Here is a 14,108-nt window from a genome sequence, read left to right as displayed (position 1 = left end):
CCCCCCCCCCCCCCGCGACCGGACCAGGTCGGCGAGGTACCCGTGCAGCTCGTCCAACGCCGCCCGCACCCGCTCCGCCGGCAACGACCGGTCCAGGTGGGCGCGGCTGCGGGTGGCGAAGAAGTCCTGGTCCGCCACCGGCACGCCGAGCAGCAGGCAGATCACGTCCGACGGCACGGGCAGCGCGAACGCCGACACCAGGTCGGCCGGGCGCGGCCCGGAGCGCATCGCGGCCAGCCGCTCCCGCGTGATCCGCTCGACCTCGGGCCGCAGCGCGGCCATCCGCCGCACGGTGAACTCGCCGGTCAGCATCCGCCGGTACCGGGTGTGCTCGGGCGGATCGGTCACCAGGAAGCTCCCCGGCGCGGCCTTCCGGTCCACGACCGGCCGCAACTGCGGGAACCCCGGCCTGCCCGGGTCCGAGGAGAACCGGCCGTGGTCCCGCAGCACGGCCCGCACGTCGGCGTACCGCGTCACCAGGTGCGCGGTCTGCCCGTGCCGCAACGACACCGGGCTCACCGGGGCCCGCTCCCGCAACGCCGCGAACTCCGCCGGCGGGTCGAACCCCGGACGACGCGCGATCGGGTACTCCATGGTCGTCGACCCTAGCGCCGCCGGCCGCCGAAGTCCCGACCCCGCCCACGACCGTCCACAGTGGACGACACCGAAGCGGCGTGCCCCATAACCCGCGTGATCACCCGCGTGGTGAAGGGACAACGACCGCGAGAAGTGTTACCACTGAAACGCACGTTCGAGGAGTCACCTGATCGGGTAACCCCGTCGCCGGACGTGCGCGCGACGTTGGGAGCACGGGTGGACGACCGCACTATCGCAGGCCGGTATCGGCTGACCGAGAGGATCGGCACGGGTGGGATGGGGGTGGTGTGGCGCGCCGAGGACCAGCGGCTGCGCCGCATCGTCGCGGTCAAGGAACTGCTGTCCCGCACCGGCTTCGACCAGGAGTCGATCGACCGCGCCGTCCGCGAGGGCCGCATCGCCGCCCGCCTGACCCACCCGAACGTGATCGCGCTCTACGACGTGGTCGAGCACGACGGCCACCCGTGGCTGATCATGGAGTACCTGCCGTCGCGCAGCCTGGCCGCGGTGATGTCCGAACGCGGCACCCTGCCGCCCGACGAGGTGGTCCGGCTGGGCGTGCAGCTCGCGTCGGGCCTGGCCGCCGCGCACGCGGCGGGCGTCATGCACCGCGACGTCAAGCCCGGCAACGTGCTGGTCACCGAGTTCGGCACGGTCAAGGTCACCGACTTCGGCACCTCCCGCGCGGCCGACGAGGCGACCGTCACCGCGTCCGGGATGCTCGTCGGCACGCCCGCCTACCTCGCGCCCGAGGTGGCGCGCGGCGGCAAGGGCGAGTTCCCCGCGGACGTGTTCGCGCTCGGCGCGACCCTCTACGCGGCGCTGGAGGGCACGCCGCCGTTCGGCGTGGACGGCAACACCATCGCCCTGCTGCACCGGGTCGCCGAAGGCCGGTTCCCGCCGCCGACCCACGCCGGGCCGCTGGAACCGGTGCTGATGCGCCTGCTCGACCCGAACCCCGAGACCCGGCCGACCATGGCCGAAGCGGCGGAGATGCTGCGGACCGTGTCGTTCGACGGCCCGCCGGTCCCGCTCCCGCCGCCGTCCCCGGCCCCGACCGCGATCCTGGCCTCGCCGCTGGAACCGGTGCCCGAGCCCGACCCCACGCCGACGCCCGACCCCGCGGCCGACGAGCCCGCCGCGGCCCGGCCCCAGCCCGCACCGGCCCACCCGGCACCCGCGCAGACCGCGGCATCCCAGGCAGCACCCGCCCAGACCGCCGAATCCCGGTCCGCCGCATCCCAACCCGCAACGTCGCAACCCGCACGATCGCAGCCCGCGCCATCCCGACCCGCACCCGCGCCGGTCGCCCCCGCCGACCCGACGCCGGCACGCGAGGACGAGAAGCGAGGCGACCGCAAGGCGCTGATCGCGCTCGCCGTCGTGGCCCTGCTCGCCATCGCCACCGTGGCCTACCTGCTCACCCGCGGTGACGGCTCGCCGTCCGCCGGGTCGGACACCACCACCGGCACCTCCGCCCCGCCGGCCTCCGACACCGCCGCGCAGAACCCGCCCGCCCAGGAGCCGCCGGCCCAAACCACCACCGACTCCCCGCCCGGCACGACCACCGCCACCGACACCACGACGGCGGAGCCGACGAACCCCGACCCGTCCCCGCCGCCCGCCGAAATCGGCCCCGACCAGGCGTTGAGCGACTACTACGGCCTGCTGCCGAACAACCTCGAACCCGCCTACGCCCGCCTCACCGACCGCTTCAAGGCCGCGCGGGCGCCGAACTTCGCCAGCTACCAGTCCTGGTGGACGCAGATGAGCGCGGTGACCGTGAGCGACGTCCGCGCCATCGGCCCGGAACAGGTCACGGCGACCGTGTCGTACACGTTCAAGTCCGGCGGCACGCAGACGGAACGGCACCTCTACACGCTGGTCAAGGTCAACGGGCAGTGGGCGATCGACAACCAGCAGAACGCCTAGGCCGGGAATTCCGGCCGCGTGCCGACGACCCCCTTTGATACGGTCGCCGCACTGTTCACCGCCGCCGGGAGTCCCCCCGTGACACCCCGCCGCGGCCCGGGGTGAGGGAGGTTCCGGTGGCCTGTCGCATCAGTGAACTCGTGCTCGGGTGCCGCGACCCCGAGGCGCTGGCGCGGTTCTGGTGCGAGGCCCTGGACTTCGTCGTGCTCGACCGCGAGGACGACGGGTCGGTGGAGATCGGGCCGCGCGAGGGGTTCGGCGGCCTCCAGCCCACGATCATCCTCAGCCGCCGCGACGAGCCGGAGCGGAACAAGTCCCGGCTCCACTTCGACGTCAACGCCACCGACCGCGACCAGGAGGCCGAACTGGCACGCCTGCTGGCGCTCGGGGCCCGCCCGGCCGACGTCGGCCAGACGGGCGACGAGCCGTGGCACGTCCTGGCCGACCCCGAGGGCAACGAGTTCTGCCTGCTCAAGGCCCGCCTCGACCCGGCGTGACGGCGACCGCCCGGCTCAGCCGAGCCGGGCCCGCCACACGTCGATCACCAGCACCGGCCGCATGCCCACCGACTCGTACAGGCCCAGCGCGGGCGTCGGGTTGTTCGAGTCGACGTGCAGGACCGTGCCGACCCGGCCGGCCGCCGCGTCCCGGTGGAACGCGTGCCCCAGCAGGTGTTTCGCCACCCCGCGACCCCGCGCCCGCGGCAGCACGCCCAGGTGGCCGACGTACCCGCGGTTCTCGTCGGCGAACTGGTCGGTGCACGACAGGAACCCGGCCGGCCGCCCGTCCAGCTCCGCCAGCCACAACCCGGACCAGTCGAACACCGACTTGCGCTCCAACTCCTCGTGCCACTGCCCGAACGGCTTCGGCACGAACCCGAAGTGCCCGGCGAACGACGCGTTCCACACCTCGTGCACGACCGGCCGCACGTCGGGATCCACCGCCTGCCGCAACGCCAACCCGGCCACCGGCGCGGGCGGCGGCACGTCGCCGACGTGGTCGATCCGCATCCGGTGGAACGTGGTCGCCGCCTCGAACCCCAGCGCCGCGACCCGCGCCCGCAACGCCGCGTCGTCCCGGTAGACGCCCTGGTCGACGGTCACCTCCCGGTGCCCGCCCTCGCGCCCGATCTCCCGGGCCCGCGCGAGCACCCGCTCGAACAGCCAGTCCGCGACCGCCGGGTCCGCCGACACCACGTCGACGTCCACCTCGTCGCTGCCGCTCTTGCCGTTCGCGGTCGCGTACCCGACCGGCGCGCCCGCCGCGTCGAGCACCAGCCACGCGTCGCGCTCCAGGTCGACGCCGGGTCGCCGCAGCTCGTCGCACATGTCCTCGAGCGTGTAGTCGGCGAACCCGATCACCGCCGTGGTGTAGGCGTGCACCAGGCCGAGGATCGGCTCGGCGTCCTCCGGTCGCGGCGGCCGGACGGTGCACTCGGCGGGCAAGGCGTTCATGGCGCACATCGTGCGTGGCGCAACGGCCCCTGTCGATCGGGTTTCCGCCGGCTTAGGGTCTGCGGATGATCGAGGGCGCGCGTCGGCTGCCGGTCCTGCTGCTCGTGGTGATCGCCGCGGTGGGCGCGCTCGCCGTGCTCGCGTTCCGGCCGCCCGCGCCCGCGGCGGACGCGCCGCCGGCCGAGTTCGCCGCCGGACGCGCCGAGCGGCACCTCGAAGCGATCGCGCAGCGGCCCCACCCGATCGGGTCGGCGGACAACGCGCGCGTCCGCGACTACATCGCCGACACCGCCCGCGACCTCGGCGCGGAGGTGGCGGTGGAGTCCGACGACGTGGTGCTGCCGTGGCGCGGGGTGGTGCGGCTGGCCACCGCGCACAACGTCGTCGCACGCGTGCCGGGCACCGACCCGTCCGTGAGCGGCGGCAGGGCGTTGCTGCTGGTCGCGCACTACGACTCCGTGCCGACCGGACCCGGCGCGGCCGACGACGGCGCGGCGGTCGCCGCGATGCTGGAGACGATGAGGGCCCTGACCGACGGCGACGGCGTGCGCAACGACGTGGTGTTCCTGTTCACCGACGGCGAGGAGGCCGGGACGCTCGGCGCGCACGCGTACGTGCGGCGCCACGGCGTGGACGGCGTCGGCGCGGTGCTGAACTGGGAGGCGCGGGGCAGCGGGGGACCGGTGTGGATGTTCCAGACCGGGGCCGACAACGCGCCGTTCGTGTCGGCGTTCGGCGGGGCGAGCAGCAGGCCCGTCGCGAACTCGTTCGCCTACGAGGTGTACCGGCGGATGCCGAACTACAGCGACTTCACCGTGTTCCAGGAGGCGGGCGCGCGGGGGCTGGACAGCGCGTTCATCGAGCACGTGCGCGACTACCACTCGCCTTTCGACGACCTCGCGCGGCTGGACCGGGGCAGCCTCCAGCACCACGGCGAGACGATGGTCGGGCTGGTGCGGGCGTTGGGCGACGTGGACCTGCGGGCCGGCGACGGCGACGCGGTGTACTTCGACCTGTTCTCCCGCGTGCTGGTCCACTACCCGACGTGGCTCGCGGTGGCGCTGGCCGCCGTGACGGTGGTGGCGTTGGCGGCCCTGCTGGCGCGGGCCGCCCGGCGGGGGCGGGTGCGGTGGCGGGGCGTGGTCGCGGTGGCCGGGCTCGCGGTCGGCGCGGTGGTCGTGGCGGGGGCGGTGTCGTTCGCGGTGTGGGCGCTGGTCGCCGCGGTGCGACCGGGCCTGGGGTTCCTCGCGTTGTCGGAGCCCTACGAGCGGGGCTGGTTCGTGGCCGGGTTTTTGCTGGTGGGGTTGGCGGTGCTGCTCGCGGCGGCCCGGGTGGCGCGGCGGTGGCGGCCCGCCGAGGTGGTCGCCGGGGTGCTGGTGGTGACGGCCGTGCTGCTGGTGGCCGTGACGGCGGCCGTGCCGGGCGCGGGGTTCCTGTTCCAGTGGACGCTGCTGCTCGGCCTGCCCGCGCTGTGGACGACCCGGCTCGCGTTCCTCCCGCCGCTGGTGGCGGCGGCGATCCACCCGCCGCTGGTCGGCACGATGATGGTCGCGCTCGGCATGCCGTTGAGCGCGGTGGCGGTGGTGTTCGGGGCGCTGGCCGGGGTGCTGCTGCTGCCGCTGCTCCCGTCCGGCGCGTGGTGGCCCGCGCTCGGCGTGACGGCGGTCGCGGTGGCGCTGATCGCGGTGGGCGCGGCCCGGGCCGGGTTCACGCCGGACGAGCCGCGCCCCGACTCGCTGATCTACCTGCGCGACACCGCGACCGGCCGGGCGAGCTGGCTGTCCGCCGACCCGTCGCCCGACGAGTGGACGTCCCGGGTGCTCGGACCGAACCCCGAACGGGTGACGTTGACGGGGGAGTACCCGGCGTTCCCCGAGCCGCTGATGCGCGCCGACGCGCCCGACCTGGACCTCCCCGCGCCCACCGCGACCGCCGTGACCCCGACCGCGCCGCCCTCGACCGATGCCCCCGCCCGGACGGTGACGTTCCGAGTCACCCCGACCGCTCGGTCGTGGCGGACGCAGGTGACGGTGGCCGAGCCCGGCCTGCGCGGCTGCCGCTCCGGAGCGCTCGCCCTGCCCGGCCGCGTGCTGAAGCTGTACGGGACGACCCCGCGCGAGATCACCTGCGACCTGGACCCCGGCACCACGCTGGAGGTCGCGGTGGCCGACCACTGGGCCGGGCTGCCTGCCGAAGCCTCGGCGGTCGTCGGCCCCCGCCCGCCGGGAACCATGCCGGTCCAGTCCGGCAACCGCCCGTTCGACGCCGCGATCGTGCGCGCCGCGTTCCGGCTCTGACCGGGGTCGAGGACCGCCGACCGGAGCGCGCCGGAGCGGGGTCAGGTGCGGGCCGGAACGGGCCGCAGTGGATCAGGGGCGGGCCGACGCGCGTCCGGGCGGGCCGGAGTGGATAAGGGGCGGGTCAGCGCGACGACCGGGATGGTGCGGGTCACGCCGCGCTGGTGGTCCGCGTAGAACGGGTACCTGCCGGTAGCCGGAGGTCCATGCCGGCCATCACCCCGCCGACCCGGCCCCCGTTGGCCCGGTACTCCTCCAGGACGGCCGCGTTCCAGGCGGCGACCTCCTCGCGGGACGCGTCCGGCGGGGGAACCCCGTCACTGGCCTTGGCGCTCATCCGTGTCCTCTCCCGTCCGACCGTCGCCGTGACGTTACCGACGGACGGGGGGTGGTCGAGCGCTCCGCTGGTTTTCAACCGAGGTGCGGTAACGGTGTTTCCGTACATCTCCGGGCCATGTTCACCCCATCGTGCTACCGGCCGGGCCGACGGGACGGCCCGCTCACCAGTCGTGGAGGGTGCCGTCGGCCAGCCGGTTCACCGGCAGGTACGCGGCTCGGTAGGGGAATCGCGCCGCCGCGTCCACGTCCAGCTCCACCCCCAACCCGATCGAGTCGGACGGGTGCAGCAGACCGTCCACGAACGTGTACGACGTCCGGAACACCTCCAGCGTCTCCGCCGTGTGCGGCATGTACTCCTGGATGCCGAAGTTGTGCACGGCCAGGTCCAGGTGCAGCGCGGCGGCCATGCCGACCGGGGAGATGTCGGTCGGCCCGTGCATCCCCGACCTGACCCCGTACACCGCGGCGAAGTCCAGCACCTTCTTCAACCCCGTCACCCCGCCCGTGTGGGTGACCGCCGAACGGACGTAGTCGATCAGCCGCTCGCTCAGCAACGTCGTGTAGTCGTGGATCGAGTTGAACACCTCCCCGATCGCCAACGGCGTGGTGGTGTGCTGCCTGATCAGCCGCAACGCCGCCTGGTCCTCGCCGGGCGTGGCGTCCTCCAACCAGAACAGGTCGTACGGCTCCAGCGCCTTGCCCAGCCGCGCCGCCTCGATCGGGGTCATCCGGTGGTGCCCGTCGTGCAGTAACGGCAACGACGGGCCGAACTCCGACCGCACCGCCTCGAACACCGACGGCACGTGCCGCAGGTACGCGCGGGTGTCCCAGCTCTCCTCCACGGGCAGCGCGGTGGGCCGCGCCGGCTCGTAGTCGTACCGGTCCCCGCCGCCGGCCGCCGACGACGCCACCCCGTACACCGTGGCCAGGCCGGGGATCCCGGTCTGCACCCGGATCGCCCGGAACCCGCGCTCCAGGTGCAGCCGGATCGAGTCGAACAGCTCCGGCAGGTCCCGCCCCGACGCGTGCCCGTACGCGAGCGCCCCGACCCGGCACGCCCCGCCGAGCAACTGGTACAGCGGCATCCCCGCCGCCCGCGCCTTGACGTCCCACAACGCCGTGTCCACCGCGGCGATCGCGGCCATCGTCACCGGCCCGCGCCGCCAGTACGCGCCCCGGTACAGGTACTGCCAGGTGTCCTCGATCGCGGACGCGTCCCGCCCGATCAGCAGCGGCACGACGTGCTCCCGCAGGTACGCCTCCACCGCCAGCTCACGCCCGTTGAGCGTCGCGTCGCCCAACCCGGTGATCCCGTCCTCCGTGGTGATCCGGAGCGTGACGAAGTTCCGCCCCGGGCACGTCACCACGACCTCCGCCGCCGCGATCCTCACACCGACACCTCCCCGACCCGCACCCCGAACGCGCCCGGCTCCACCGCGTCCCACGGCGAGCCGTCCAACCCCACCAGCGTGCCGTCCACCACCGGCTCGACCACCACCGGCGTCGCGTGCCGGCTGACGAACCACGCGAACACCCCCCGTCCGCGTGCTCCATCAGCCCCGTCATCACGCGCGGGTCGTCCACCCGCACCCGCTCCACGGCCGGCATGGGCGCGGCCCGCCGGCTCGGCGTCGATCGACGTGCCCGGCGACGTCGTCGGCCACGACGACCTGCCCCTCGGCGAACCGGTCCACCCGCGGCTCACCACCGTCCGCCAGGACCTCCTCGGCCTCGGCCGCGCGGCGGCCCGCGCGCTGCTCGCCGCGCTCGGCGAGGCGGCCGACGCGGCGGTCGACGTCCGCCCGCCCGAACCGGTGGTCCGCGAGTCCACCGGCCCCGCCCCCGACCGCACGTAGAGTGGACGGCATGCGCACACGGCCGACGCTGAGCTGGACGCCGACCGGTGCGCCGCTGCCCCGCACGACGAGCCTGGACGAGGTCGTGCGCGTCGTCGCCGCCGGACGCGTGCTGGTGCTCAGCGGCGCGGGCCTGTCCACCGAGTCGGGCATCCCGGACTACCGGGGCGCGGCCGGCAGCCTGCGCAGGCACACCCCCATGACCTACGACGAGTTCGTCACGAGCGTCGAGGGCCGCCGCCGCTACTGGGCCCGCAGCCACGTCGGCTGGCGCGCCATCGCCCGCGCCACCCCCAACGCGGGCCACCACGCGGTCACCCGGCTGCACGCCCGCGGCCACCTGTCCGGCGTCATCACGCAGAACGTCGACGGCCTGCACCAGGCCGCCGGCACCCCCGACGTGGTCGAGCTGCACGGCGGCCTGGACCGCGTGGTCTGCCTGGGCTGCGGCGCCCGCACCGCCCGCGAGGACCTGGACCGCCGGCTGCGCGCCGCCAACCCCGCGTTCGAGGCCACCGCCGCCGCGGTCAACCCGGACGGCGACGTGGAGCTGCCCGAGCGGCAGGTGCGGTCCTTCCGGCTCGTCGGGTGCGCCGACTGCGGCGCCGGCGTGCTCAAACCCGACGTGGTGTTCTTCGGCGAGAACGTGCCCCGCCCCCGCGTCGAGCGGTGCCACCGGATGGTGGACGACGCCGACGCCCTGCTCGTCCTCGGCTCCTCCCTGACCGTCATGTCGGGCCTGCGGTTCGTCCGCCGCGCGGCCGCCGCCGGCAAGCCCGTCGTCATCGTCAACCAGGGCGAGACCCGGGGCGACGCCCACGCGACCGCGCGCGTGGACCTGCCCCTGGGCCACGCCCTCACCTCCCTGCTCGCCCGCCTCTAACCGCGCCGCCGCAGCCGCAGCACCAGGTCCTCGCGCGTGCCCGGCTCGCCGTCCGGGCCCGTCACCTCCCGCTCGACCGACTCGTCGACCTCCACCGCCCAGCCCCGGCCGAGGTCGAGGTCCAGCGCCGCCAGCACGTCCGCGTTGGTCGGGAACACGTACTCCACCGGCGGGTCGTCCCGCTGCCACGAGGCCCAGCCGGCGTGCCCGACGACCAGCAGCACCCCGCCCGGCGCCACCGCCTCGGCCGCCCGCGCCAGGATCCGCTCCCGCTCGCCCGGCGGCGCGACCGACGAGTGCAGGAACTGCGCCGACACCAGGTCGAACACCCCGGTCGGGAACGTGCGCCCCAGGTCGTGCCGCCGCCAGTCCACGCGGGCGGCGAGCCCGGCCTCCGTCGCACGGGCCGCGCCGCGGGCCAGCGCGGTGGCCGACACGTCGACCGCGGTCACCAGCCAGCCCCGCCCGGCCAGCCACAGCGCGTCGCCGCCCTCGCCGCAGCCCAGGTCCAGCGCGGTCCCCGGGGTCAGGTGGGCGGCGTGGCGCACCAGCAGCTCGTTGGGCCGGCCCGTCCACACCTGGTCGCGGTCGCGGTAGAACGTCTCCCAGAACTCCTCTGCGGTCTCCATGCCCCGATGGTGCGGAGCCCCGCCGCGATCCGGCAAAGAAAGTTGCCGGTTCGGCAACCGTGACCCGATCGCGGGTGCCAGAGGATCGGTCCAACGAGGACATAGCGCCCACGACAAACCCGTTGCGTAGTCGGCAAAGTAGCTCGATCGTGTAATCGCATATCGCTCGAACGGGTCGAGCACTGTCGGGTTCTACGCTCCCCTTCCGATATCGGGATCACACCGACCGCTGCCGCGCGCCGGGTGCCTCCAGGGGAAGAGTCGCGTGACTGGTTACCTCCACCTCGCCGCGTCCGCGGTGCTGTACGCGCTGGGCATCGTGGCCCAGTCGGTCGCCTCGCAACGCGCCGCCGAGGGCGGCGGCGGGCTCGGGCTGCTCGCCCGGCTCGCCCGCGACCGGCTCTACCTGCTCGGGTTCGCGGGCCAGGTCGGCGGCTTCGCGCTCGCGTTCCTGGCCCGCGCCCGGCTGCCGCTCTACCTCGTCCAGGCCGGCTCCTCCTGCGCCGTCGGCCTGGCCACCCTGTTCGGCCTCGCCGTGCTCGGCTGGCGGGTCCGCGTGGTCGAGGTCGTGGTCCTCGCCGTGATGGCGACCGGCCTCGTGCTCCTCGTCGCCGCCGCCACCCCCTCCACCGCGCACGACGTGCCCCAGGGCGCCGGCATCGTCCTCTTCGGACTCCCCGTGGTCGCGCTCGTGCTCGTCCAGCGCCGGATCGGCGGCGCGGTGCCGCCCGCGGCGGCGGCCGGCCTGGCGTTCGCGGTGGTCGCCATGACCAGCCGCACCCTCGCCGACGAGCCGCTGCCCACCGTCCCGCTGTACCCGCTGGCGTGGCTGATGGTCGCCGCCGCCCTCGTCGGCCAGTCCTACCTGGCCCTCGCCCTGCGCCGCGGCTCCGCCACCTCGACCGTCGCCACCATGGACGCCATCACCGTCGTGCTCACCTCGATCGTCGGCATCGCCGCCCTCGGCGACCGGATCACCCCCGGCCGCGAGTGGTGGGTGGCCGCCGGCGTCGCCCTCGTCGTCGCGGGCGTCCTCCTGCTCGGCTCCGCCGACCGCTTCGCCCGGGCCACCACCTCCGCGGAGGCGGCCCGGTGAGCACCGCCAGCGTCTCCCTCGACCTCGACAACCTCTGGGCCTACCTCAAGACCCACGGCGACCCCGAGTGGGAGCGCCGCCCCAGCTTCCTGCCCACCGCCGTGCCCCGCCTGCTGGAGGTCTTCGGCGAGCACGACCTCACCACGACCGTCTTCGTCGTCGGCGCGGACGTCGACCGCGACGACGGCGCCGAGGCCGTCGCCGCCGTCACCGCCGCGGGCCACGAGGTCGCCAACCACTCCTACCACCACGAACCCTGGCTGCACCGCTACACCCGCGACCGGCTCGAAGCCGAACTCGCCCGCACCGAGGACGCGATCGTCGCGGCCGGCGCGCCCCGCCCCACCGGCTTCCGCGGCCCCGGCTACAGCGTCACCCGCGACCTGCTCGAACTGCTCGCCGAACGCGGCTACCGCTACGACGCCAGCACCCTGCCCACCTGGATCGGCCCGCTCGCCCGCGCCTACCACAACCGCACCGCGCCCGGCGGCGGCGAACGCGACCTGTTCGGCGGCTTCTCCCGCGTCCGCGCCCCCAACCGGGCCTACCGCTGGCGCGTCGGCCCCGGCCTGGTCGAACTGCCGGTCACCACCATGCCGCTGCTGCGCGTCCCCGTGCACGGCTCCTACCTGCTCCAGCTCCACCAGGTCTCGCCCCGCCTGGCCCGCGCCTACTTCACCGCCGCGCTGCGCCTGTGCCGGGCCCGCCGCGTGCAGCCGTCGCTGCTGCTGCACCCCACCGACGTGCTCGGCGCCGCCGAGGCGCCCGGCCTCGAGTTCTTCCCCGGCATGGCCGTGCCCGGCGCGCGCAAGGTCGAGTTCCTCGGCTGGGTGCTCGGCGCGCTGCGCGCCCACCACTTCGACGTGGTCGGCACCGGCGCGCACGTCGACCGGCTCGACGCGGGCCTGCGCGAGCACGGCACCGGACTGCTGGCGCGGTGCGGCGGATGACCACCCGGGCGGTGCGGTTCCTGGCGTGCGCGACGGTGTTCGCCGCACCGCTGGAGGGCTACCTCATGCAGGCGCACGGCCACCTGGCCAAGCTGCCGCCCGCCCTGCTCGTCCTCGCCTGGGCCGCGCTGCGCGTGCGGCAGCGCCGCGCCCCCGAACCGCACCCCGCGCACCTGGTCCTCGCCGCGCTGGCCGTCGTGCTGCTCGCGTCCTCCGCCGTGCACGCGGGCGGCGCGTTCACCGCCGAGTACGCCGTGCGCTGGCTGCCGTTCCTGGTCGTCACGGTCGTCCTGATCGACGTCGCCGCCCACGAGGCGCCGATCCGCGCGATGCTCGCCTCGGCGGTCGCCGGAGCCGTCGTGGCCGCGCTCGGCGCGCTCGCCACCCTGGTCCTCGACGGCGGCACGCGGGCCGCCGGCCCCCTGGAGGACCCCAACGACCTGGCGTACTTCCTCGTCGCCGCGCTGCCCCTGCTCGTCGCCTCACGCCGCCGCGTCCTGCCCGCCCTCGCCGCCGTCGTCCTCGTCGCGGGCGCCGCGGCGACGTTCTCCCGGGGCGGCGCGCTCGCGCTCACCGCCGCCGTCGCCTGGCTGCTCGCCCGACGGGCGCTGCCGCTGCGGGCGCTCGCGGCCGGCGTCGCGGCGCTGGCCGTGCTCGGCGTGGCCGCCGCCCTGGTCGCCGGACCGGCGCTGGACCGCGCGGTCCGCGAGAAGACCCACGTCGCCGACACCAACGTGGACACCCGCGAGCTGCGCTGGCAGGCCGCCGCCCGCATGGTGGCCGACCACCCCGGCCTCGGCGTCGGACCCGGCGGGTTCCGCGAGGACTACCCCGCCGCCTCCGGCAACGCCGAGGTGGACGAGCAGACCCCCGTGGCCCACAACATGTACCTGGAGGTCGCCGCCGAGCTGGGCGTGCCCGGCTTCGCCCTGTTCGCCGCGCTCCTCGCGCTCACCGCGGTCACCAGCGAACGCGTGCGCCGCACCACCGCCGACCCGCTGCCGGTCGTCGCCGTCCAGGCGTCCCTGATCGCGGTCCTGGTCGCCTCCACCTTCCTGTCCCAGCAGTACTACCTGCCGTTGTGGTCGCTGGTCGCGGTCGTCGCCGCGGCCGACCTGCGTCTGAGGAGAGCGAACGACGTTGCGTGTGCTCCACGTGATCAGTGAGATGGGGACCGGCGGCGCCGAAGCGCTCGTCGCCGGGATGGCCCGGTCGGGCCCCGAGTTCGGCTGGGAATCGGCCGTGGCCAGCGCCGGCGGGCACCGGGCCGAGGCGTTGCGCGCGCTCGGCGTGCCGACGTTCACCGTGCCCGTGGCGCGGCGGCGGGCGACCGGCGTGCTGCGCGCGACCGCGGCCACCAGGTCCGCGATCCGCCGCTTCCGGCCGCAGGTCGTGCTGGCCCACAACGTGTCGGCCAGCCTCGTCGCGCGCCTCGCCGTGCTGCCCCGCCGGCTGCCGCTGCTGACCGTGTTCCACGGCGTCGCCGAGGCCGACCACGCCGGCGCGGCCCGCGTCCTGCGGCGCACCTCCCGCACGGTCGTCGCGGTCGCCGACGCCGGCGCCGACCGGCTGCGCGCCGCCGGGATCGACCCGGTGGTCATCCCCAACGCGGTGTTCCCGCAACCCGCGCGGGTGGACCGCGACGCGGTCCGCGCGGTGCACGGCGTCGGCCGCGACGTCCCGGTCGCGCTGTGCGCCGCCCGGCTCGAACCGCAGAAGCGGCACGACGTGCTGCTGGAGGCGTGGGCGAAGCTCGACCGCGACGCCGTGCTGTGGCTCGCGGGCGACGGCAGCCTCGGCGACGACCTGCGCCGCCGCGCCGCCGACCTCGGCGTCGCCGACCGGGTCCGCTTCCTCGGCAACCGCTGCGACGTGCCCGACCTGCTCGCCGCCGCCGACGTCACCGTGCTCACCAGCGACTGGGAGGGCATGCCCATCGCGGTGCTGGAGTCCCTGGCCGCCGGGCGGCCCCTGGGGGCGTCCGGCGTGGTAGGCGGGCGCGGGGCGCTGGGCGGGGGGGGCGGGGTGGTGGTGGCCCGCCGCGACCCCGCCCCGCCCCGCCCACCGCGGCGGTC

At 75.5% G+C, this 14,108-nt stretch carries 13 protein-coding genes and 1 pseudogene; 9 read left to right on the top strand and 5 right to left on the bottom strand.

What is annotated here, in order from left to right; translation table 11 throughout:
• Positions 1-594, bottom strand: a pseudogene (locus ACFXGA_RS36205) (cytochrome P450); the annotation flags it as partial.
• A 219-nt stretch (positions 595-813) separates the two neighbouring features.
• Between ACFXGA_RS36205 and ACFXGA_RS36200 the strand changes: the two are divergent.
• Positions 814-2,529, top strand: coding sequence for a protein kinase (locus ACFXGA_RS36200; RefSeq protein ID WP_378096288.1), 1,716 nt, complete (start codon positions 814-816; stop codon positions 2,527-2,529).
• 116 nt (positions 2,530-2,645) lie between these two features.
• A complete protein-coding gene (locus ACFXGA_RS36195) occupies positions 2,646-3,026 on the top strand; it encodes a VOC family protein (protein WP_378096285.1) in 381 nt (126 codons plus the stop codon).
• 15 nt (positions 3,027-3,041) lie between these two features.
• Here the strand turns inward: ACFXGA_RS36195 and ACFXGA_RS36190 are convergent, their stop codons facing one another.
• A complete protein-coding gene (locus ACFXGA_RS36190) occupies positions 3,042-3,983 on the bottom strand; it encodes a GNAT family N-acetyltransferase (RefSeq protein WP_378096282.1) in 942 nt (313 codons plus the stop codon).
• 65 nt (positions 3,984-4,048) lie between these two features.
• Here ACFXGA_RS36190 and ACFXGA_RS36185 point away from each other — a divergent pair, with 65 nt between their 5' ends.
• Complete coding sequence (locus ACFXGA_RS36185; protein ID WP_378096279.1) at positions 4,049-6,280, top strand: M20/M25/M40 family metallo-hydrolase; 2,232 nt, start codon at positions 4,049-4,051, stop codon at positions 6,278-6,280.
• Positions 6,281-6,780: 500 nt separating this feature from the next.
• On the opposite strand, the gene manD is transcribed toward ACFXGA_RS36185, so the two are convergent.
• A complete protein-coding gene (gene manD, locus ACFXGA_RS36180) occupies positions 6,781-8,010 on the bottom strand; it encodes a D-mannonate dehydratase ManD (RefSeq protein ID WP_378096276.1) in 1,230 nt (409 codons plus the stop codon).
• A complete protein-coding gene (locus tag ACFXGA_RS36175; protein ID WP_378096273.1) occupies positions 8,007-8,153 on the bottom strand; it encodes a hypothetical protein in 147 nt (48 codons plus the stop codon). The genes manD and ACFXGA_RS36175 overlap by 4 nt, the downstream gene beginning before the upstream one ends.
• Positions 8,154-8,259: 106 nt before the next feature.
• Between ACFXGA_RS36175 and ACFXGA_RS36170 the strand changes: the two genes are divergently transcribed.
• Together ACFXGA_RS36170 and ACFXGA_RS36165 are read left to right on the top strand one after the other, a co-directional pair.
• Positions 8,260-8,475 (top strand): substrate-binding domain-containing protein, encoded by a 216-nt coding sequence (locus ACFXGA_RS36170; RefSeq protein ID WP_378096270.1) that lies wholly within the window; start codon positions 8,260-8,262, stop codon positions 8,473-8,475.
• Positions 8,476-8,485: 10 nt separating this feature from the next.
• Entirely contained in the window at positions 8,486-9,358 is an 873-nt protein-coding gene (locus ACFXGA_RS36165; RefSeq protein ID WP_378096267.1) for an NAD-dependent protein deacetylase, read from the top strand.
• On the opposite strand, the gene ACFXGA_RS36160 is transcribed toward ACFXGA_RS36165, so the two are convergent.
• The gene (locus ACFXGA_RS36160; RefSeq protein ID WP_378096265.1) at positions 9,355-9,987 is read right to left on the bottom strand and encodes an SAM-dependent methyltransferase; all 633 of its coding nucleotides are present in this window, start codon (positions 9,985-9,987) and stop codon (positions 9,355-9,357) included. The genes ACFXGA_RS36165 and ACFXGA_RS36160 overlap by 4 nt on opposite strands.
• A gap of 265 nt (positions 9,988-10,252) precedes the next feature.
• Here ACFXGA_RS36160 and ACFXGA_RS36155 point away from each other — a divergent pair, with 265 nt between their 5' ends.
• The 4 genes from ACFXGA_RS36155 to ACFXGA_RS36140 form a co-directional block, all read left to right on the top strand.
• Positions 10,253-11,083, top strand: a complete 831-nt coding sequence (locus ACFXGA_RS36155) for a hypothetical protein (protein ID WP_378096262.1) — start codon at positions 10,253-10,255, stop codon at positions 11,081-11,083.
• Entirely contained in the window at positions 11,080-12,033 is a 954-nt protein-coding gene (locus tag ACFXGA_RS36150; RefSeq protein ID WP_378096259.1) for a polysaccharide deacetylase family protein, read from the top strand. Before ACFXGA_RS36155 ends, ACFXGA_RS36150 begins: the two co-directional genes overlap by 4 nt.
• Positions 12,030-13,199, top strand: a complete 1,170-nt coding sequence (locus tag ACFXGA_RS36145; RefSeq protein ID WP_378096256.1) for an O-antigen ligase family protein — start codon at positions 12,030-12,032, stop codon at positions 13,197-13,199. Before ACFXGA_RS36150 ends, ACFXGA_RS36145 begins: the two co-directional genes overlap by 4 nt.
• The coding region (locus ACFXGA_RS36140; protein ID WP_378096253.1) for a glycosyltransferase at positions 13,189-14,108 on the top strand (920 nt) is incomplete at its 3' end. The genes ACFXGA_RS36145 and ACFXGA_RS36140, both read left to right, overlap by 11 nt.

The organism is Actinosynnema sp. NPDC059335 (genome assembly GCF_042752395.1).
Classification (GTDB): Bacteria; Actinomycetota; Actinomycetes; order Mycobacteriales; family Pseudonocardiaceae; genus Actinosynnema.
This window is presented reverse-complemented; position numbering and strand designations above follow the sequence as displayed.

Coding starts and splice junctions, on each gene's coding strand:
- ACFXGA_RS36185 (WP_378096279.1), top strand. CDS start 4,049: ATGATCGAGGGCGCGCGTCGGCTGCCGGTCCTGCTGCTCGTGGTGATC.
- ACFXGA_RS36190 (WP_378096282.1), bottom strand. CDS start 3,983: ATGAACGCCTTGCCCGCCGAGTGCACCGTCCGGCCGCCGCGACCGGAG.
- ACFXGA_RS36145 (WP_378096256.1), top strand. CDS start 12,030: ATGACCACCCGGGCGGTGCGGTTCCTGGCGTGCGCGACGGTGTTCGCC.
- ACFXGA_RS36160 (WP_378096265.1), bottom strand. CDS start 9,987: ATGGAGACCGCAGAGGAGTTCTGGGAGACGTTCTACCGCGACCGCGAC.
- ACFXGA_RS36165 (WP_378096267.1), top strand. CDS start 8,486: ATGCGCACACGGCCGACGCTGAGCTGGACGCCGACCGGTGCGCCGCTG.